This window comes from Kitasatospora sp. NPDC022785 (genome assembly GCF_055561295.1).
In genome coordinates this window covers 1-19913 of record NZ_JBVHHB010000040.1, presented here as the reverse complement: position 1 = coordinate 19913, position 19913 = coordinate 1, and the positions used below count along the sequence as shown (strand labels likewise).

The following is a 19913-nucleotide window of genomic DNA, read 5'->3' as shown; positions in this document are numbered from 1 at the left end:
CGGTCTCGTACAAGTCTTCCGAATCCGCCGGCCCGGGCCCCGAACGGCCCCACCGGGGCCCGCCGGGCCGCACGCCCGACGGGCCGGCACCTGAGAACTTCGCCCCCTCCTCGGAGAGCGTCCCGGACTTCACCGTCATGAACCAGGACGACGACGAGGACGTCAGACCGGGCGTGTTCTCCTTACGGGGCACCGGCTGCGGGTGCACCGGCCGGTGCTCGTCCGGTCAGCCCAGCGATGCGCTCGCGGCACGCAGTTCGTCCAGGGCCGCCAGGGTGTACCCGGCGAGCCCGTCCTCGGCGCCGCGGTCGTCCTCGGACCATGCGGAGTACCCCCGCTTGAAAGCGAGCACGCCCAGCTCGCCCGCGAGAGCCGCCGTCGGATCCGGTACGCCGCGGGCAACCAGAGCGGTCGTCATGGCGGCCGCGAGACTGACGGTCTTGAGGGCGTCGCGCTCTTGAAGCTCGGCGCTGGCGGCGACGGCCGCCTTCAGACGGGGGGCGAGCTCGCGACTCCCGGGGCCCATCGCGGCCGAGGCGCGTTCGAGACCGGCGGCGACCGCCTCGAGCGGGCTGGCGTCGCCGGGCGCGTCGGCGATCCCCTCGGCCAGCAGCCGGCTCAGCGTCTCCTGCCCGGCGACCAGCAGCTCGCGCTTGTCGGGGAAGTGCCGGAAGAAGGTGCTCTTGGTGACCCCGGCACGCTCGGCGATCTGCGCGACCGTCGTGGCGTCGTACCCCTGCTCCGTGAACAGGTCGACCGCCGCCACGACGAGGCGTTCACGCGCACCCGGTTCCCATCGACTCATGGGTTCAGCATATGTGATGGGACTCTTGTCCCATCACTCTGCTACGGTGATGGGACAAGAGTCCCATCACTTCGTGGAGGGTTTCCATGCGCGTCTTCGTCACCGGCGGCACCGGTCTGATCGGTTCCGCCGTCGTCGCCGAACTCCTCGGCAAGGGCCACACCGTCCTCGCGCTCGCCCGCTCCGACGCCTCCGCACAGGCCGCCGAGGCGGCCGGCGCCGAGCCGCTGCGGGGAGGCCTCGCCGATCTGGCCGTCCTGCGCTCCGGCGCCGCCCGGACCGACGGGGTGATCCACCTGGCCTTCGGCAACGACTTCAGCAGCCCCGAGGCCCTGGCCCGGAACATCGCCGAGGAGACCGCCGCCCTCACCGCCCTCGGCGAGGAACTCGTCGGCAGCGGCCGCCCCTTGGTCACCGTCTCGGGTACGCCCTGGGTGCCGGGCCGAGCCTCCACCGAGGCCGACCCGGTGCCGACCGACGGGCCGGTCGGCGGCCGCGGTCGCACGGTCACGGCGATCCTGGGCCTGGCCTCGCGCGGGGTCCGGAGCACGTCCGTACGCCTGCCGCGCACGGTTCACACCGAGGGCACCGGCGGGTTCGCCGGTCTGCTGACCGACCTCGCACGCCGGAGCGGGATCTCCGGCTACCCCGGCGACGGCACGCAGCGCTGGCCCGCCGTCCACGCGCTCGATGCGGCCGTCCTCTTCCGGCTCGCCCTGGAGCGCGCGGAGGCCGGCACCACCTGGCACGCCGTGGCCGACGAGGGGGACGAGGTACGGGACATCGCGGCCGTGATCGGCCGACGGCTGGGCCTGCCGGTCGCGTCGGTGCCGGAGGAGACCTACGGCCCGCTCGGCCCGATCTTCAGGGCCGATCAGCCCTCGTCCAGCACCCGCACCCGGCAGGCCCTCGGCTGGGAGCCGAAGCACCCCGGCCTCCTGGAGGACCTGGAGAACATCCGGCCCTGACCGACGGCCGACGACCGGGGCGGACCCGCCGCCGGCGCTCCCGTCGACAGCGGAGCCCCCGTCTCGCACCACCCGCGTCGCCGCGGCACTTCACGTCCACGACCAGCAGGAGTTTCCCCAACGACCGGACGTTCCTCAGGCGGGGACGTTCGCGACCAACACCCGTACCTGGTGGGCGGATTCGATCCGCACCGACGACGTCGTCCGCCTCCCCATCTGCTCCCGGCCGTCACACCCGGGTCGAACACGCCTCCGCCGCGCCGGCTCGCGCGGACGTCGCCAGAACGATGCATCCGGTCGTGGCCGAGGCGATCGTAGGCCAGCGGGCCGCCGCCGACGGCGTCGTGGCCGTGACCTCCGTCATCGCCGAAAGGATCCCCGGCGCTGCGGCACACACCCACGCCCAGTGGGCCGCCGACCACGCCGACGACTTCCGCCGAGCTCCCGTACCGGCCGGCCGGGCCGTGTGAGTGGCCCGGCCGGCTGGGGCGTGGAGGCGCCGGTGCGCAGCGGGTCGGCGGCTCGCGTCAGACGAGGGCGTAGGCCTCGGCCTGGCGGTCGATGAGGTGGGGGGTGATGCCGGCGAGGACCAGTCGCCGGTAGGGCGCGCTCTCCCGATGGGCGGCCAGCGCGTTCTCGTCCTCGTACTCGGCGAAGACGACGAAGGCGCCCTGGTCGCGCAGGGAGCGGACCACCCGGAAGGAGAGCACGCCGGGCTCGGTGAGCGCAGCCTCGGTGACGGCGGGGAGCAGGTCGGCGACGTGCTGCTCGGCGCCGGTGTCGGCGAGCCAGTCGGTGATCACGACGAGGGACACGGCGGGTCCTTCCGGGTGGTGCGGGACGGTCCTGGTGAGGGGGGTCCGGGCGGTGGGTCAGGGGACGGTGACGACGATCTTGCCGCGGGTGTGGCCGGCGGTGCTGAGGCGCTGGGCGTCGGCCGCCTGCTCCAGGGGGAACGTCGCCGCGACCTCGACGGTGAGCCGGCCGCTCTCGGCGAGGTCGGTCAGGGCGGTGAGGTCGGCCACGTCGGGGCGCACGAAGACGTAGCGCCCGCCGAGGGCGAGGACGGCACCGTCGGCGACGGAGGCGAGGCGGCCGCCTTCGGCGAGCAGCGCCGGCGAGACCTGGAGGGCTTCGCCGCCGACCAGGTCGAGTACGGCGTCGACGCCCTCCGGCGCCAGCGCGCGGACGCGGTCGGCCAGGCCGTCGCCGTAGGCCACCGGCTCGGCGCCGAGACCGCGCAGGTAGTCGTGGTTGCGGTCGCTGGCGGTGCCGATCACCCGGGCACCGAGGGCGACGGCGATCTGGACGGCGAGTGAGCCGACCCCGCCGGCGGCCGCGTGGACCAGCACGGTCTCGCCCGGCTTGACCTCCAGGGCGCGGGTCAGCGCCTGGTAGGCGGTGAGACCCGCCAGCGGCAGGCCGGCGGCCTGGGCGAAGTCCAGGTTGGCGGGCTTGCGGGCCAGGGTGCGCACGGGCGCGGCGACGTACTCCGCGAAGGTGCCGCGGCGCACCATGTCCTCGCGGACGTAGCCGATCACCTCGTCGCCCGGGGTGAACTCGGTGACTCCGACGCCGACCTGCTCCACGACACCCGCGACGTCCCAGCCCGGGATCACGGGGAAGACCACGTCCATGGCGCCGTCGAGGTACCCGGCCTGGATCTTCCAGTCGACCGGGTTGACCGACGCCGCCGCCACGCGGACCAGGACGGAGTCCGGGCCGAGCTTGGGCTCGCGCACGTCCCCGTACTCCAGCACGTCGGGTCCGCCGTAGCTGCGGTAGGTGATGGCCTTCATGGGGTGGCGCTCCTCGCAAGAAGTATTGAGTCACTCGATGGTTCATGCCCTTAAGTAACGAGTAAACGGTAGGGCTGGATAGTTGAGGCTGTCAAGTAACTCTCTGCTCCTGGCCGCCCGGCGGCCTCGGCGGCGGTCCCGGCACGGCGCGGCGCCCGTCGGAGGGCGGCACCGGTCAGAGGGCGGAACGCGAGGCGATTCATCTGGCCTCTCAGGAGCACACATGGGATGAGTGGCGCACCGCCGTGATCAGCGCGACGATGACGATCGCGCCGTCGGGGAACTCGTTCCCCGACGGCGGGACGCCGGCCAGGGTCACGACGTCGACCGCCCTGGTGCTGTTGTGGCGGTTCGACGGGCAGGGCTAGGCTGGTGGTTCCGGATCTCTGTGAGTGATCATGCCGTGACGAGACACGATGGGCGCCCTCCAGAGGGCCGGCCGACCCGGTGGGGCGGCAGCGAAGCAGGCACGGCGGTGGCGATCGTCGATGGTCACGGATGCGTGACGGGCTGGAACCCCGGTGCCGAGCGGTTGCTGGGCTATCCCGCTCACGAGGTCGTGGGTCGGCCCGCGGCGGGCCTGCTGGCCGAGCCCGTCCCGGACGACGAGGTGCGACGGGTTCTGGCCGGGAACCCGGAACGGTGCAGTGGCCCGCTCGCCCTGCGGCACCGCGACGGGCGGCGGGTGGACGTGACCGTGGTCGCCCACCACGGCGTGCCGCGCGGCGAAGCGCCGGACGACGCGCCGGACAGCTGGCGGGTCGTGTGCGCGCTGACCGGGTCGGACCCCCGGCCCGAGGACGAGGACCTCGCCCGGTGGGCCTTCGAGCAGTTGCCGCGCTGCTCGGTCTCCCTGTACGACGCGCAGCTCAGGTACCGCGGCTCCAACCGGGCCATGGTCCCCGTCCTCGGTCTCCCGGACAGCGCGGTGCGTGGCCTGGGCATTCTCGACATCACCACCCAGCCGCAGTCCGTCCACCTCGCCGACGGACTGCGCCGCGCGCTGGAGGGCGGCGAGCCGGTACACCTGGAGACCTTCCAGCGCACCGGCGGCGAGCGACGGATCCATGCGTGGTCCGTCGACCTCGCTCCCCTGAAGGACCCCGCCGGCACGGTGCACGGTGTCGCCCTCGTCGCCCACGACACGACCGAGCAGTACTGGGCCCGCAAGCGGCTGGTCCTGCTCAACGAGGCCGCCGGCAGGATCGGCAGCACGCTGGACCTCGCCCGAACCGCGCGTGAGCTGCTGGAGGTGACCGTCCCCGAGCTCGCCGACTTCGCCAGCGTCGACCTGCTCACCGCCCTCGAAGCCGACGTCGAACCGGGTGAGGGCGAGCTGTCCGGCGGGGTGATGCTCCGGCGGATCGCGCACCGCTTCGCCCCGGGCACCCGACTGCCCACCGTGCTGGAGATCGGTACCACCGACAGCTATCCGGAGTTCTCTCCCCCGGCGCGCGCGCTCGCCACCGGCCGAGGCGTGCTCTGCCACGCCGAGGACCCCGAATTCGTCCACTGGATGGAGACGGACAGCCGCCGCGCCGCGATCATCCGGGACCAGGGCTACCACTCGATCCTGGCGGTGCCGTTGCGTGCCCGCGGGGTGACGCTCGGCGTCTCCGTGTTCTACCGTCGCAGCCGCCCCGACCGCATGGAACGGTTCGGACGGGACGACCTCCTGCTGGCCGAGGAGCTGGCCGCCAGAGCCGCCGTCGCGATCGACAACGCCCGCAGGTACACCCGTGAGCGCGAGGCCGCGCTCGCCCTGCAACACAGCCTCCTGCCGCAGCGCATGCCGGAGCAGGCCGCGATGGAGGCGGCCACCCGGTACGTCCCGGCGTCGACACGCTCCGGGATCGGCGGTGACTGGTTCGACCTGATCCCGCTCTCCGGTGCCCGCATCGCCCTGGTCGTCGGCGACGTCGTGGGCCACGGCATCCGCGCCACCGCCACCATGGGCAGGCTGCGCACCGCCGTGCGCACGCTGTCGGACGTGGACCTGCCGCCGGACGAGCTGCTGACCAGTCTGGACGACCTCGTGGCGCGGCTGTCCTCGGAGGCCGGAGCCACGGGGGAGGTCGGCGAGATCGGAGCGACCTGCTGCTACGCCGTCTACGACCCGGTGTCCCGGACCTGCACGATGGCCAGTGCGGGGCATCCGCCACCGGTGATCGTGCCGCCGGAGGGCGCACCGGGCGCGGCCCGGATGTCGATCGGCCCGCCGCTCGGCGTCGGCGGACTGCCCTTCGAGGCGACCACGGTGGAACTGGCCGAAGGCAGCCTGGTGGCGCTGTTCTCCGACGGGCTGATCGAGACCCGCGAGCGCGACGTCGACGAGGGATACCGACGCCTGTGCCGGCTGCTCGCACACGCCGGACCATCGCTGGAGGACGCCTGCGACGCGGTCCTCGACGACCTGGTGGTGGGTCGGCCCCGTGACGACGTGGCCCTGGTCCTCGCACGCACCAGCGCCTTGGACGACGACCACGTCGGCACCTGGGAGGTCCCGTCCGACCCGTCCGCGGTCGCGACGGCCCGCAAGGCGGTCTCGCAACGGCTCTCCGAGTGGGGCGCGAGCGAGCAGATCTACTCGGCGGAACTGATCGTCAGCGAGCTGGTCACCAACGCGATCCGCTACGCGGCCCCGCCGATCACCGTGCGCCTGATCCGCGACCGGATCCTGATCTGCGAGGTCTCGGACGCCAGCAGCACCGCCCCGCACCTGCGCCGCGCCCGGGACTGGGAGGAGGGCGGCCGCGGCCTGCTGCTCGTCGCCCAGATGGCGCACCGCTGGGGCACCCGCCACAGTCTCACCGGCAAGACCATCTGGGCCGAGCTGCCTCTCCGCTGAGGTTCCCGTCGAGGCCGCGGAGCGCTTCACCTCACGGCTCGGATCGGAGCTCCTCGATACGCTCGAAGAAGAACTCGTGCTTGAGGAAGGAGACGTCGTACTCGTGGCCCGGGTAGGGCGGGACGAGCGGGGAGGCCTGGATCAGCCGCCAGCCGTCCTTGAGCGCGTCGACTCCGGTGCCGTAGGGCGGCTCCGCGCCGTCTCCCGTGGTCGGCGAGGTGCGGCCGGTGCCGTCGTACCGCGACCAGCCGACCACCTCCGAATCCAGCGCGGAGGTGAGCAGGTACAGCACGAGCACCCGCTGACGGAGCACCGGAGCGGTGGCCGCCGGCGTAGGCGTGGACGTTGGTGAGTCGGCCGTCATGCCGTCGCCTCCTGGGGGCGGTTGGAGACCCTGGTCACCCAGTGGTCGAGGTCGAAGCGGGGATCGCCGGTCAGTTCGCGCCACAGCAGGGTGCGGTTGTAGCGCTCCAGGCGCCCGGTGGCGGCTTCGTACCAGGGGAACCAGACGTCCAGTTCGGAGGCCACGCGCGGGTCGTGCAGGTCCGACGTGTCCCACAGGAGTCGCTGGCGGACCGTCGGGTTGAAGCGGATCTTGAACATGTAGCGGGTCGTGTCGCTGTCGTTGCGGCGGCCGCCGTGCCAGATGCCGTGGTGCACGAAGACCACCGTCCCGGCCGGGCAGACCAGTCGGTCCTGGCCACGGAGGTTCTGGTAGCGGCCGGTGTCCGACTCGTTGATCCGGCGCAGGTGGCTGCCGGGGATGCTCAGGGTTCCGCCCATCTCCAGCGTCACCTGCTGCGGGTAGTACATCAGTTGCACATCGAAGGCATCCGGCCGGACGTCGATGATGGCGTCCGCGTGCAAGGGCTGTGCCTCTCCGCCGTGGGGTTCGCGCACATGGACGGCGTGGTGGTCCACGAGCGGCCCGGGGCCGACCAGGCTGCGCACCGCGCCATCGACCTGCGGCACGGCCAGCAGCCTGGCGGTGAAGGAGTCCGGGGCGTAGGCCTGCGACAGCGGCGTGCCGTAGGGCACCGGCGGCACCCCCTGCGGCAGCACCGCCAGCGCCTCGGCGTTCAGGTCCGCGGGCACGACCGCGTCCAGTCGAAGAGATCCGCGAGCCACGAAGCGGGCCATCCGGATCGAGTTGAGCAGGAACGGTTCGTTGTCCATGGCGCAAGACGCTAGACCCGCGGGCCCGCTGTCCGAGTGGGCCCGGTTCGCCATCCACTGGTCGGTTTTCACCCTGGGCGGACTCGTCGGAGCTCGCGGCCCGGACACCGGACGCGGGCGCGGGAGCGGGCGCGGCCGTGGTAGAACTCGGCCATGGACACGGCCCTCGCCCATCTCGACGAGCCCCCCGGCCTGGCCGCCGTCGGCATCGGTGTGCACGGCTGCGCCGGCCCGGTGGACGTGTTCTCGCTGCCGAACCTGTGGCAGCTGCATCTCTACGGCTACGCGGCCGACCTGTCGGTGGACGACACCGCCCACACGATCCGCCCGGGCCGGGTCAGCCTCATTCCGCCCGGCACCACGGTGACGTACCGCTACCGGGGCCGCTCCGAGCACCTGTACGTCCACCTGCGCCTCGGAACGGCCGGCGCACCGCTCAGCATCCCGGTGATCCAGGACGCCGGAGCCGAACTCGCCCCGCTCGCCGCGCAGTTGCACCGCGCGCTTTCGGCCTGGCCGCACTCCCCGGCACGGGCGACGGCCGAGGTCTGGGCCGCGCTGTGGCGGGTGGCCCAGCTGGCCCCGCCACGCACGGGCGGCGCCTCCCCGACCCATCCGGCGGTCGCGACCGCCGTGGCGATGATCGAGTCACGCCTGGCCGAGCCGCTGAGCGTGGCGGAGATCGCGAAGGCGGCGGGCGTCTCGCACAACCACCTGACCAGGCTCTTCCGTGCCGCCACCGGGACCACCGTGGTCGGCTACCTCCGCGCCCGACGGATGGAGCGGGCCCGCCACTTCCTGCGGGACACCACCCTGTCCATCCCCGCCATCGCGGCATCGGTCGGAATACCCGACCTCCAGGCCTTCAACAAGGCGTGCCGCCGTGCCCTCGGGGCCTCCCCGCGCGGCATCCGCGACGGCCTGAACGGCGTCCCCCGCGGATCGCGCGGGAGCGTGCCGATCGGGGGCGGCGGCAGCCGGCCGGCGCCGGGCGAGGAGGGATCGGCGCGGTTCCTCGGCGCCGACTGACCGCCGCGCCGTTACTCGCTGCCGCACCCGCCGGCCGGCCTGAGCCCGCCCTCCCCGGCTGCCGCCGCACCGTGAGGGTGCGGCGGGCAGGCCGGTTGCGGGAGCCCGCCCCGGGGACGGGAACGAGCGGCGGCGGGACTCCGTCACGATCGGGCGGTCGCAGCCGGGAGCGCAGGGAGTCGCGCGCCCGGTGTCATCCCAGCTTCCACTGCTGGTTGCTGCCGCCACTGCAGGTCCACAGCTGGACCGGCGTGCCGTCGCCGGTGGCCAGCCCGGCCACGTCCAGGCAGAGCCCCGACTGCACCCCGGTGACCGTGCCGTTCGGGTTCAGCTGCCACTGCTGGTTGGCCTGGCCGTTACAGGACCAGACGATCGCCTTGGTGCCGGGGCTGGTGCCGTGCGCCTCGGCGTCCAGGCACAGCGTGCTGCCGCTCACGGTCACGGTCAGCTGGTTCGACGCCGTACGGGTCCAGGTCTGGTTCGCACCGCCGTTGCAGGCGCGGATCTGCTGCTGCGTGCCGAGCGTCGTGCCGTTCGCGTCGGTGAGGCACTTGCCCGCGGCCACCGCCTTCAGCGCGCCGGTCGTGCCGCCGCCGGACGTCCCCCCGTCCAGGCCCATGAAGTGGACGGCAGTGGCCGCCATGGCCGTCCCCTGCACCGGCAGTTGATGCCCGGCCCCGGCGATGCTGTACGCCTCGACCTGGGTGACGCCGGCGCTGTTGTCGTACCGGGTGCGGTTCCAGTTCGCGGCGGGGGTGTCGGTGGCCGACGGGATCTGGCTCACGCCGAGGACGTCGGTCCACTCCTTGATCTCCTCACCGAGGTTGTTGTGGCTGAGGATGGAGTCGGCGGTCCCGTGCCACAGCTGCACCCGGGGACGCGGACCGGTGTAGCCGCGATCGGCACCGCGCACCAGATTGCCCCACTGCTGCGGGGTCATGGAGACCTGGCCCTGGGCACAGGGGCCGTTCCAGCCGCGGACGGTGCCGGTGTGGAAGCAGTGGTACGGCACGCCCATGAACGCCGCGCCCGCCTTGAACACGTCGGGGTAGTCGGCGAGCATCACGTTCGTCATCATCCCGCCCGACGACTGCCCGGTCACGTACACGGCGTCGGCGTTGCCGCCGTAGTGCTGCTCCGTGTAGGTGATCATCGACATCAGGCCGACCGGGTCGCTGCCGCCGTTGCGGGTCAGCGCCTGGTCGGAGGAGACGTCCCAGCAGCTCCCGCCGGGGTTCGTCGAGGGGTAGATGACGAGGAACCCGTACCGGTCGGCCAGCGCCCCGAAGTCGGTGCTGGAGTACAGGTAGGGCCCGGTGCCCTGGCACCCGTGCAGGGCCAGCAGGATCGGCGGGTTGGGCCTGACGTTGTTCGGCACGTACAGGTGCATCAGCAGCCCGGTCGGGTTGGTGCCGAAGTTCGTGATCTGGGTCAGCGACGCGGCGGCGGCCTGCGGGGCCGCCTGCAGGCTCAGGCCGACCGCGAGGCCGACCGCGGCGAGCAGGCCCGGTAAGCGGGACGTGAACGAGCGGAAGCGGAACATGGGACCTCTCCGTTCGAGTGTGTCGTGGGTGGGAGGGAGGTCGTGGTGCCACCACCGGCGTGCCACCGCCTGCGGGACGAACCGGGGACCTCCACCGGTACTCGGGTCAAGCGGAGTGGAACGTCGGGTGCAGGCGCCGGGTGTGGTCCAGGACGCGGACCGGCCCGTCCAGCCGGACGGTCGCGGTGAGCCGGATGTCGGTGCTGGAGGCGGCGACGCGCAGCTCCAACTCCCCCGGCTCCACGATGCGCCGCCCGTCGCGCCCGGTGAAGGACGCGAGGTCCGCCGGGACGCCGACCCGGAGCCGCGTCTGCGTGCCCGCGGCGAGGGTGATCCGCCGGTAGCCGATCAGCCGCTGCACCGGCTGGACCACGCTGGCGACGGGGTCGTGCAGGTAGAGCTGGACGGTCTCGCTGCCGGTCCGGTCGCCGGTGTTGCGCAGGGTGAAGGCGAGGCCGACCGCCCCGTCGGTCGCGGTGGTGGCCTGCTCCACCTCGAGGTCGGTCCAGGCGAACGTCGTGTAGCCGATGCCGTGCCCGAACCCGAACGCAGGGGTGGGGTCGGTGCTGGAGACCTCGCTCGGACCGGCCAGCCGGGCGGCGAGGTAGGTGGAGGGCTGGACGCCCGGGCGGGCCGGGATGCTGACGGGCAGTCGGCCCGAGGGGTCGGTCCGGCCGCTGAGCACGGCGGCGATCGCCTCGGTGCCGGCCTCGCCGGGGAAGAAGGTCTGCACCAGGGCCGCCGCCTCGGTCACCGCACGCCCCAGCGCGTAGGGTCGGCCGGCCAGCAGCACCGGCACGACCGGCGTGCCGGTGTCCAGCAGCGCGTCGAGCAACTGCTGCTGCACGCCCGGAAGCCGCAGGGACTCGGCGTCGCAGCCCTCGCCGCTGGTGCCGCGCCCGAACAGACCGGCCCGGTCGCCCAGGGTGACGATCACGACATCGGCGCGCCGGGCCGCCTCGACGGCCTCGGCGAAGCCGGAGGTGTCGGACCCGTCGATGCTCGCCCCGGCCACCGTCCGGATCTCGCTGCCGGGGAACTCCGCCGCCAAGGCCTGCCGCAGCGTGGGCAGTTCGATGCCGATCGGCACGTCGGGGTGCTGGCCGCCGACGTGCACGGGGAAGGCGTAGCAGCCGAGCACCGAGGTCGGGGTGTCGGCGTTGGGGCCGATCAGCGCGATCCGGTGGGGGTGGCGCAGCGGCAGGGTGCCGTCGTTGCGCAGCAGCACCACGGCCCGCTCGGCGATCTCCCGGGCCAGGGCGCGGTTCTCCGGGCCGTCCAGGTCGACCGAGCCCCGCAGCCTTCCCGGATCGTCGAGCGGGCGGCCGGAGAGCGCCGCCGGGACGGCGTCCCAGTCCTCGTCCAGCAGGCCGAGTCGGGCCTTCTGCACCAGCACCCGGCGCAGTGCCCGGTCGACCAGCGCCTCGGGCACCGTCCCGTCCTCGACGGCGAGCAGCAGCGGCTCGCCGAAGGTCTTGACGGTCGGCAGCTCGACGTCCACGCCACTGGCGAGGGCGAGGGCCGCCGCCTCGGCCCAGTCCCCGGCGACGCCGTGCAGCAGCTTGAGGAAGGCGATGCCGAAGTAGTCGGCGACCACCGTCCCCTCGAAGCCCCAGGTGTCCCGGAGCAGTCCGGTCAGCAGCGCCTCGTCGGCGGCGGACGGGATGCCGTCGGTGTCGGTGTAGGCGTGCATGACCGACCGGGGGCGGCCCTCGCGCACCGCCATCTCGAACGGCGGGAGGATGACGTCGGCACGTTCGCGGGCGCCCATGCCCACGGGGGCGAGGTTGCGTCCGGCGCGCGAGGCGGAGTAGCCGGCGAAGTGCTTGAGCGTGGCCACGATGCCCTCGGACTCCAGGCCCTGGACGTAGGCGGTGGCCACCGTGCCGACCAGGTAGGGGTCCTCGCCGATGGTCTCCTCGACCCGGCCCCAGCGGGCGTCGCGGACCACGTCGAGGACCGGGGCCAGGCCCTGGTGGACACCGACCGCGCGCAGGTCGCGACCGATCGCGGCGGCCATCCGCCGGATCAGCTCCGGGTCGAAGGTTGCGCCCCAGGAGAGCGGCACGGGGTAGGCGGTGGCACCCCAGGCGGCGAACCCGGCCAGGCACTCCTCGTGCGCGAGGGCGGGGATGCCGAACCGGTTGGCGGCGGCGATGCGCTGCTGGCTGCGGGCGAGCGAGAGCGCGCCCAGCGCCGGGTCGACCGGTGCCGTGCCGAATGGCCGGGTCAACTGGCCCAGCCCGGACGGGAGCAGGTCGTCGAGGTCGGGTGCCTCCTCCATGTCGTGCTGGTGCGGGGCGACCTCGCCGCCCTCGTCGGAGGCGCCGACCCAGACGCCGACGAGCTGGGCCAGTTTCTCCGGCAGCGTCATCTCGGCGATCAGGGCGTGCGCGCGTTCCTCGGGGCTGAGCGCGCGGTCGCGCCAGCGGTCGGTCGGGTCAGCGGACGGGGCGGCGAGGTTCATGTTGCCGGTCACTTTCCTCCGACGCCCATGAGGCCCTGGACCAAGGCACGTCGGGCGAACAGGTAGACGATGAAGATCGGGAGCATCGACAGCACGACGGCGCTGAGCAGGCCGGGCACGTCGACGCCGTGCTCGGTCTGGAAGTCGTACAGGCCGAGGGTGATGACCTTGGTGCTGTCCGACTGGGTGAGGATCAGCGGGAACAGGAAGCCGTTCCACGCCTGCAGGGCGGCGAAGACCACGACGGACGACAGGCCGCCCCTGGACAGCGGCAGCACCAGCTGCCAGAACACCCGCCACGGCGAGGCGCCGTCCATGGCCATGGCTTCGTAGAGCTCGCCGGAGATGTCCCGCATGGCCCCGGTGAGGACCAGCGTGCACACCGGCAGGCAGAAGGCCGCGGTGGGCAGGATGACGCCGAGCAGGTTGTCGTAGAGGCCGGCCTTGCTGATGACGTAGAACATCGGCACGATCACGGCCTGCGCCGGGATCGCCAACCCCAGCAGGAAGATCCGGAAGACCGTGCCGATGGTCCTGCCCCGGGCCCGCACGATGGCGTAGGCGAGCGGGGGCACCACGAGCAGCACGATGGCGACCACGCTCACGGTGACCAGGAGGGTGTTGAGGAAGTCCCGGCCGAAGCCGTTGGAGAAGTCGTCGACGTAGTTCTGCAGGGTCAGCTCGGAGGGGAAGGTGAGCGGCCCCTGCGAGGAGTAGTCGGCACGGGTGCGGAACGTGGAGATCAGCAGGACGTACAGGGGGAAGCCGACCAGCACGAGCCACAGCGACGAGCCGAGCCCGGCGAGGTGGTTGGGGCGCGGGCGCATCACAGTCCCTCCGTGGTGCTGCGCATCCTGTCGTAGCCGGACAGGCGCACGACGGCGAGCGAGATCAGCGTGGCTGCCACCACGAGGACCAGGGCGATCGCCGAGCCCGCGCCGAAGTCGAAGCTCTTGAAGGCCTGTCGGTACATGTAGTAGGCGCTGTTGGTGGTGTCGGTGCCGGGACCGCCCTGGGTGAGGATGAGGACGGTGTCGAAGGTGGTGAGTCCGCCGACCACCATCAGGATCATCGAGGTGATGGCGGTGTTGCGCAGCTGCGGCAGGGTGATGTGGAGGAACTGCCGCACCTTGCCCGCGCCGTCGATCGACGCGGCCTGGTAGAGCACCTGCGGGATCGCCCGGGCGCCGCCCTGGTAGAGCAGGGCGTGCATGGGCGTCCACTGCCACATGCCGACGAAGGTGAGCACCGCGATGGCGCTGCCCTGACTGCCCATCAGGTTGCCGTCGCCGAAGAGCCATTCCAGCTCCGAGGGCACGCCGAAGTTGGGATCCAGGATGGCGCGCCAGACCACCGAGACCGCGGTGGCGGACAGCAGCAGCGGGACGAAGAAGATCGCGGACAGCACAGCGCGGTTGCGCTGGTGGCCGGCCGCCCACACGCCCAGCAGGATGCTCACCGGGGTCTGCACGACCACGCCGGCCGCGGTCAGCAGCAGGGTCAGCCAGATGCTCTGTGTCATCACCGGGTCGTGCAGCAGTTTGGTCCAGTTGGCGAGGCCGTTGAACGTCGGGGCGTCGACGCCGTTCCAGCTGGTGAAGGAGAGCACCGCCACCAGCACCAGCGGCACGATCGCGAACAGCAGGAAGAACACCGTCGCGGGCACCGCCCAGACGAGGCCCGGACGGGTCACCCCGACGCCGGTCCGACCCGCCGCCCGTGGGCGGGGAACCGGACCGGCGCCCCGCGGGCGGCGGCCGGAGGCGGACACGAAGGAGGAAGCACTCATGGCGGTTCCCCTCAGGAGGCGGGCAGGGCCTGCATGGCCTTGACGAAGCCGTCCACGTCGAGCTTGCCGTCGAAGAACTGCTGGACGGCGGTGTGGATCGGCGTGTTGGCGGCCGGCGGGTACGCCTGGTCCCAGGACAGCTGGAACGAGGGGGCAGCCTTGACCAGGTCGTACTGGTACTTCGAGTAGTCGGGGTTGGCCGCGGTGCCGAGGAACTGCTCGGTGTTGGTGGTGGTCGGCAGGTTGCCGATCGCCAGCTGCGCCTTCACGAACTCCTCGGAGTACATCAGCTTCAGGAAGGCGGCCGCCGCCTCGGGGTGCTTGCTCTTCTTCAGCACCGAGTAGAAGTTGTTCGTGTTGCCGACCACGTTGGCCGGGTCGCCCTTGCCGCCGGGGATGCCGGGGAACGCGCCGTACCCGAGGTTGCCCTTGGCGAAGTCGGGGTTGGCGTCCTGCTGGGTGGCGTACTCCCAGGAACCCATCAGCTCGAAGGCCGCCTTGCCCTTGGCGAGCAGCGCCGGGGAGCCGCCGTCGGTGAACTTGACCGAGTCGAAGTTCGAGCCGAACGCGCCGGCGTCGACCAGCTGCTTGAGCATGCCCAGGGCCTTCTTCGCGTCCTCGCTCTCCCAGGCGCTCTTGTCGCCGGACAGCGCCTTCTGGAACAGCTCGGGGCCCGCGACGCGGTCGAAGACGTACTCGAACCACATCAGCGTCGGCCACTGGTCGCCGCCGCCGAGGGCGAAGGGGGTGACGCCCTTGGCCTTGAGCGTCTGGACAGCGCCCAGCAGCTCGTCCCAGGTCTTCGGGACACTCAGGCCGGTGTCGGCCAGCACCTTCTTGTTGTGGAAGAGCAGCACGGGCTGGGTGCCGCGCATCGGGATGCCGTAGGACTTGCCGTCGATCACCGCGGTGTTGAACACCGACGGCAGGAAGTTGCTCTTCAGCCCCGGGTCCGCGGCGATCATGTCGTCCAGCGGGAGCAGGAGGTCGGACTTCACGTAGGGCTGGATGCTGCCGCCGCCCCAGTTGAAGAAGACGTCCGGCGCCTGGGGCGTGTTGATGACGGTGTTGAGCTTGGCCTGGTAGTCCGCGCCGGGGATGGTGTCCAGGACGGCCTTGACCTTCGACGTCTTGTTGAAGGTCTCGACGATCTGCTTCTCGACCTTGTTGCTGGCGTCCCCGTAGACCAGCACGTGGATCGTGCCGGAGTCCCCGCCGGCGGAGGACCCTCCACTGCCGCAGGCGGTCATCCCCACCACGGCCACGGCCAGACCGAGCGCACCGACTAACGCGCGTCGCTTCATCAGCAGTCTCCTAAAGTTTCGATCCGCTTCTCGAAATCCACGCTGCGCCGGACGCTAGGTTGCGGAGACGTTTCGGGTCAATCCCTCGTACCGACGGTTACTGAAGCGTGATGCGTCAACTGCCCTGCGCCGCCCGTGGCCTATGCTGCGTCCATGGAAAAGGGCGATGAACTGGGGCGGGTGACGCTGGCCGACATCGCGCGCGAGGCCGGGGTCTCCGTTTCGACGGTTTCGAAGGTGCTCAACGGCCGCACCGATGTCTCGGCGCCCACCCGCGTCCGCGTCGAGCGGATCCTGCGCGCCCACGACTACCGGCGCGCCGCGCGCAGCAGCGCCGAGGCGCCCCTCGTCGAGATCGTCTTCCACGAGCTCGACAGCCTCTGGGCGATGGAACTCCTGCGCGGCGTCGAGGCCGTGGCGAGCGAGCACGGCGCGGCGATGGTGGTCACCCGCAGCGGTTCACGCCACGCACCGGGACCGGAGTGGATCGAGGCGGTGCTGCGACGTCGTCCCCTCGGGGTGGTCCTGGTCTTCTCCAGCCTGCCGCCCGAGCTGAAGCGCCAACTGCGGGCGCGGTCCATCCCGTTCGTGATCATCGACCCGGCCGGCAACCCCGATCCGGACGTGCCCTCGGTGGGCTCGGCGAACTGGGCCGGCGGTCTCGCCGCCACCCGGCACCTGATCGAACTCGGCCACCGGCGCATCGCCATCGTCACCGGCCCCGCGGACGCCCTCTGCTCGCTGGCCCGACTGGACGGCTACCGCTCCGCGATGTCCATGGCCGGGCTGGGGGTCGACCCCGCCCTGACCGCCTTCGGCGACTTCCACGCCGAGGGCGGATTCGCCCGCGCCAAGCGGTTGTTGGAGCTCCCGAAGCCGCCCACCGCGATCTTCGCCGGCAGCGACCTGCAGGCGCTCGGCGTCATGGAGGCCGCCCGGGTCCGTGGCCTGCGCGTGCCCGAGGACCTGTCCGTCGTCGGCTACGACGACCTGGACATCGCCCAGTGGAGCAGCCCCGCGCTCACCACCGTCCGCCAACCCCTGCGCGAGATGGGCGAACAGGCCACCCGTCTGATCCTCGCCCTGCGCACCGGGGAGGCCCCGGCCACCCCCACCAGGCTCGAACTCTCGACCACCCTGGTGGTGCGTTCCAGCACCGTGCCGCCCGGCCGGCGCTGACCCGGGCACGGTCCGACCGGCCGAGCCGGTGCGGCCCGCCCGCGGTCACGGCTTCCGAAACTTTCGAAAGGCGGTCCTTGCCGCAGGACCTGCCGCTGGACCGCCCGCGCTCGCCGCCACCAGGGCCGACACCGCCCGATGGCCCGATTCGCCGGTGCGAGAGCACGCCGAACATGTCGAAGTTTTGACCGAAAGCGTTGACAGCCTCTCTGAGCCGGGCCAACACTGTCGCCGTCGACAAGTCCGAACTGCGGCCTCGGTTCCGGGTCGTGTTCGTCAACCACCGTCGGGGTCAGCGGCGTTGGTGACAGGTCGATTCCGTGCACCGCCTCCGCGACGCCGTCAGGCACCTGCTGACGACGCGCATCGCCTTGCCTGAGGGCCGCCTGGGCATGTCGGTCAGAGCGCGCCTTCGCGTGAATTGTTAACGCTCACAGGCGTATCGACACGTCTGGACGATCCCTCCCGTCGGGACGAAGCGCCGGCCACACCGGCGCGGAGGCCATCCCCCACCCAAAGGAGCACGATCCGTCATGTCATGGCTCACTCAAAAGAAACGTCCCCGCAAGGTCCTGACGGCCGCCGTGTGCCTCGCCGTCAGCTCGGTCACGGTCATCACCGCGGGCTCCGCCGCCCACGGCGCCGGGGCGAGCACGCTGGGTGCGGCGGCGGCCGGCAGCGGCCGCTACTTCGGCACCGCCGTGGCCGCGGGCCGGCTCGGCGACTCGACGTACTCCACCATCCTCGACCGGGAGTTCAGCACGATCACCCCGGAGAACGAGATGAAGTGGGACACGACCGAGCCCTCCCGGGGGTCGTTCAACTTCGGCCCCGCCGACACGATCGTCAACCACGCCGCCGCACACGGCCAGAAGATGCGCGGCCACACCCTGGTCTGGCACTCCCAACTGCCCGGCTGGGTCCGCTCCATCAACGACGCCACCACCCTGCGCAACGTGATGAACAACCACATCACCCAGGAAGCCACCCACTACAAGGGCAAGATCTACGCCTGGGACGTGGTCAACGAGGCCTTCGCCGACGACGGCAGCGGCCGCCACCGCAGCTCGGTCTTCCAGGACGTCCTCGGCGACGGCTTCATCGAGGAGGCCTTCCGCACCGCGCGCACCGCCGACCCCTCGGCCAAGCTCTGCTACAACGACTACAGCATCGAGAACTGGTCCGACGCCAAGACCCAGGGCGTCTACCGCATGGTCAAGGACTTCAAGTCCCGCGGCGTCCCAATCGACTGCGTCGGCTTCCAGAGCCACTTCGGTGCCGGCGGCCCCCCGGCCAGCCTGCGCACCACCCTGGCCAACTTCGCCGCCCTCGGCGTGGACGTCCAGCTCACCGAACTCGACATCGCCCAGGCCCCCGCCACCGCCTACGCCGACACCGTCCGGGCCTGCCTCGACACCCCCCGCTGCACCGGCATCACCGTCTGGGGCATCCGCGACAGCGACTCCTGGCGCACCGGTGAGAACCCGCTGCTGTTCGACGGCAACGGCAACAAGAAGGCCGCCTACGGCGCGGTGCTCACCACCCTCAACGGCGCCGGCGGCGGCACCCCGAGCGGGGACATCGTCTCCGGCGCCGTCTACACGCTCTCCGCCGCCGCTGCCGGGCGCGTCCTCGACGAGCCCGCCGGCCAGAACGGCAACGGCACCCCGCTCCAGGTCTGGGACGCCAGCGGCGCCGCCAACCAGCAGTGGCGGGCCGACCGCAACGGCGACGGCACCTACACCCTGACCAACCTCGCCAGCGGCCGGGTCCTGGACCAGCCGGGCAGCCAGACGGGCAACGGGACGAGGATGCAGGTCTGGGACGCCAACGGCGGTGCCAACCAGCACTGGAAGGCCGCCCGCAACGGCGACGGCACCTACACCCTGACCAACGTCGCCAGCGGCCGCGCCCTGGAGACCCCCGGCGGCCAGACCGGCAACGGCACCCCCGTCCAGATCTGGGACGCCACCGGCGGCGCCAACCAGCACTGGAGCTTCAAGTGAGCCGCCCGCGGGTGTCCCGCCCGCGTTCGTCCGTGGTGCTCACCGCCGTGGTGGCGGCCGTGGCGGCCTTGGCGGCGATGCTCGTCGCCGGTCCGGCGGCCCAGGCGGCCACCAGCGGTGCCCTGCGCGGTGTCGGGTCCGGCCGGTGTCTCGACGTGCAGAACGCCGGCCAGAGCGACGGCGCGTCCGTGCAGATCTGGGACTGCTCGAACGGGACCAACCAGCTGTGGACGGCCACGTCAGGCAACCAGCTCACCGTCTACGGCAACAAGTGCCTCGACGTCCCCGGCCACGCCACCACGGCCGGCACCCGGGTGCAGATCTGGACCTGCAGCGGCGGCGCCAACCAGCAGTGGCGGATGAACGCCGACGGCACGGTGGTCGGCGTGGAGTCCGGGCTGTGCCTGGACGTCAGCGGTGCCGGCACCGCCAACGGCACGGCGGTGCAGATCTGGACGTGCAACGGCGGCAGCAACCAGAACTGGACCGGCCTGTCCTCCACCCCGCCGGGCGGGTCCTGTGCGCTGCCGTCGACGTACCGCTGGTCCTCGACCGGTGCGCTGGCGCAGCCGGCGAACGGCTGGGTCTCGCTGAAGGACTTCACGGACGTGGTGTACCAGGGCAAGCACCTGGTCTACGCGTCGAAGGTGTCGGGTTCCTCGTACGGTTCGATGGCGTTCGCCCCGTTCACCAACTGGTCGGACATGGCCTCGGCCCCCCAGACCGGGATGAACCAGAACGCGGTGGCGCCCACGCTGTTCTACTTCGCGCCGAAGAAGATCTGGGTGCTCGCCTACCAGTGGGGTCAGTGGCCGTTCATCTACCGCACCTCGAGTGACCCGACCAACCCCAACGGCTGGTCCGCGCCGCAGCCGCTGTTCACCGGCGGCCTCCCGGGCGGTGCGGCCCCGATCGACCAGACCCTGATCGGCGACGACCAGAACATGTACCTGTTCTTCGCCGGCGACAACGGCAGCATCTACCGGGCGAGCATGCCGAT

At 72.0% G+C, this 19913-nt stretch carries 16 protein-coding genes and 1 pseudogene; 7 read left to right on the top strand and 10 right to left on the bottom strand.

Going from position 1 to position 19913, the window contains the following annotated elements; genetic code table 11:
- Positions 1-226: 226 nt before the first annotated feature.
- Positions 227-805 carry a TetR/AcrR family transcriptional regulator gene (locus ACZ3YO_RS37665; RefSeq protein WP_465578495.1) on the bottom strand — a complete coding sequence of 193 codons (579 nt, stop codon included), beginning with the start codon at positions 803-805 and terminating at the stop codon, positions 227-229.
- Positions 806-891: 86 nt separating this feature from the next.
- On the opposite strand from ACZ3YO_RS37665, the gene ACZ3YO_RS37660 reads away from it, so the two are divergent.
- Entirely contained in the window at positions 892-1773 is an 882-nt protein-coding gene (locus tag ACZ3YO_RS37660) for an SDR family oxidoreductase (protein WP_465578493.1), read from the top strand.
- 299 nt (positions 1774-2072) lie between these two features.
- Positions 2073-2243: a hypothetical protein gene (locus ACZ3YO_RS37655; protein ID WP_465578491.1), complete on the top strand. Its 171-nt coding sequence runs from the start codon at positions 2073-2075 to the stop codon at positions 2241-2243.
- 57 nt (positions 2244-2300) lie between these two features.
- Here the strand turns inward: ACZ3YO_RS37655 and ACZ3YO_RS37650 are convergent, their stop codons facing one another.
- Both ACZ3YO_RS37650 and ACZ3YO_RS37645 read right to left on the bottom strand, forming a co-directional pair.
- Entirely contained in the window at positions 2301-2588 is a 288-nt protein-coding gene (locus ACZ3YO_RS37650) for an antibiotic biosynthesis monooxygenase family protein (protein WP_465578489.1), read from the bottom strand.
- Between the two features lie 57 nt (positions 2589-2645).
- Positions 2646-3572, bottom strand: a complete 927-nt coding sequence (locus ACZ3YO_RS37645) for an NADP-dependent oxidoreductase (protein WP_465578487.1) — start codon at positions 3570-3572, stop codon at positions 2646-2648.
- A gap of 343 nt (positions 3573-3915) precedes the next feature.
- On the opposite strand from ACZ3YO_RS37645, the gene ACZ3YO_RS37640 reads away from it, so the two are divergent.
- The gene (locus tag ACZ3YO_RS37640) at positions 3916-6420 is read left to right on the top strand and encodes a SpoIIE family protein phosphatase (RefSeq protein WP_465578485.1); all 2505 of its coding nucleotides are present in this window, start codon (positions 3916-3918) and stop codon (positions 6418-6420) included.
- 31 nt (positions 6421-6451) lie between these two features.
- Here the strand turns inward: ACZ3YO_RS37640 and ACZ3YO_RS37635 are convergent, their stop codons facing one another.
- Both ACZ3YO_RS37635 and ACZ3YO_RS37630 read right to left on the bottom strand, forming a co-directional pair.
- On the bottom strand, positions 6452-6784 hold the full coding sequence (locus tag ACZ3YO_RS37635) for a hypothetical protein (protein ID WP_465578483.1): 333 nt from the start codon (positions 6782-6784) through the stop codon (positions 6452-6454).
- Positions 6781-7596 (bottom strand): phytanoyl-CoA dioxygenase family protein, encoded by an 816-nt coding sequence (locus ACZ3YO_RS37630; RefSeq protein WP_465578481.1) that lies wholly within the window; start codon positions 7594-7596, stop codon positions 6781-6783. Before ACZ3YO_RS37630 ends, ACZ3YO_RS37635 begins: the two co-directional genes overlap by 4 nt.
- Positions 7597-7749: 153 nt before the next feature.
- On the opposite strand from ACZ3YO_RS37630, the gene ACZ3YO_RS37625 reads away from it, so the two are divergent.
- Positions 7750-8625 (top strand): helix-turn-helix domain-containing protein, encoded by an 876-nt coding sequence (locus ACZ3YO_RS37625; protein WP_465578479.1) that lies wholly within the window; start codon positions 7750-7752, stop codon positions 8623-8625.
- Positions 8626-8818: 193 nt separating this feature from the next.
- On the opposite strand, the gene ACZ3YO_RS37620 is transcribed toward ACZ3YO_RS37625, so the two are convergent.
- The 5 genes from ACZ3YO_RS37620 to ACZ3YO_RS37600 all read right to left on the bottom strand — a co-directional run bounded on the left by ACZ3YO_RS37620 (position 8819) and on the right by ACZ3YO_RS37600 (position 15728).
- Positions 8819-10168, bottom strand: a complete 1350-nt coding sequence (locus tag ACZ3YO_RS37620) for an extracellular catalytic domain type 1 short-chain-length polyhydroxyalkanoate depolymerase (protein WP_465578476.1) — start codon at positions 10166-10168, stop codon at positions 8819-8821.
- 106 nt (positions 10169-10274) lie between these two features.
- On the bottom strand, positions 10275-12635 hold the full coding sequence (locus ACZ3YO_RS37615) for a beta-xylosidase/alpha-l-arabinosidase (RefSeq protein WP_465578528.1): 2361 nt from the start codon (positions 12633-12635) through the stop codon (positions 10275-10277).
- A gap of 8 nt (positions 12636-12643) precedes the next feature.
- Positions 12644-13462 carry a carbohydrate ABC transporter permease gene (locus ACZ3YO_RS37610; RefSeq protein WP_465578474.1) on the bottom strand — a complete coding sequence of 273 codons (819 nt, stop codon included), beginning with the start codon at positions 13460-13462 and terminating at the stop codon, positions 12644-12646.
- A complete protein-coding gene (locus ACZ3YO_RS37605; RefSeq protein WP_465578472.1) occupies positions 13462-14424 on the bottom strand; it encodes a carbohydrate ABC transporter permease in 963 nt (320 codons plus the stop codon). The genes ACZ3YO_RS37610 and ACZ3YO_RS37605 overlap by 1 nt, the downstream gene beginning before the upstream one ends.
- A gap of 11 nt (positions 14425-14435) precedes the next feature.
- Complete coding sequence (locus tag ACZ3YO_RS37600; RefSeq protein WP_465578470.1) at positions 14436-15728, bottom strand: ABC transporter substrate-binding protein; 1293 nt, start codon at positions 15726-15728, stop codon at positions 14436-14438.
- Between the two features lie 153 nt (positions 15729-15881).
- Between ACZ3YO_RS37600 and ACZ3YO_RS37595 the strand changes: the two genes are divergently transcribed.
- The 3 genes and pseudogenes from ACZ3YO_RS37595 to ACZ3YO_RS37585 all read left to right on the top strand — a co-directional run.
- Positions 15882-16907 (top strand): LacI family DNA-binding transcriptional regulator, encoded by a 1026-nt coding sequence (locus ACZ3YO_RS37595; RefSeq protein ID WP_465578468.1) that lies wholly within the window; start codon positions 15882-15884, stop codon positions 16905-16907.
- Positions 16908-17440: 533 nt separating this feature from the next.
- Positions 17441-18910: pseudogene (locus tag ACZ3YO_RS37590) on the top strand (glycoside hydrolase family 10 protein); the annotation flags it as partial.
- Positions 18911-18945: 35 nt separating this feature from the next.
- Positions 18946-19913, top strand: a 968-nt coding sequence (locus tag ACZ3YO_RS37585; RefSeq protein ID WP_465578527.1) for a non-reducing end alpha-L-arabinofuranosidase family hydrolase, incomplete at its 3' end; no start/stop codon positions are given.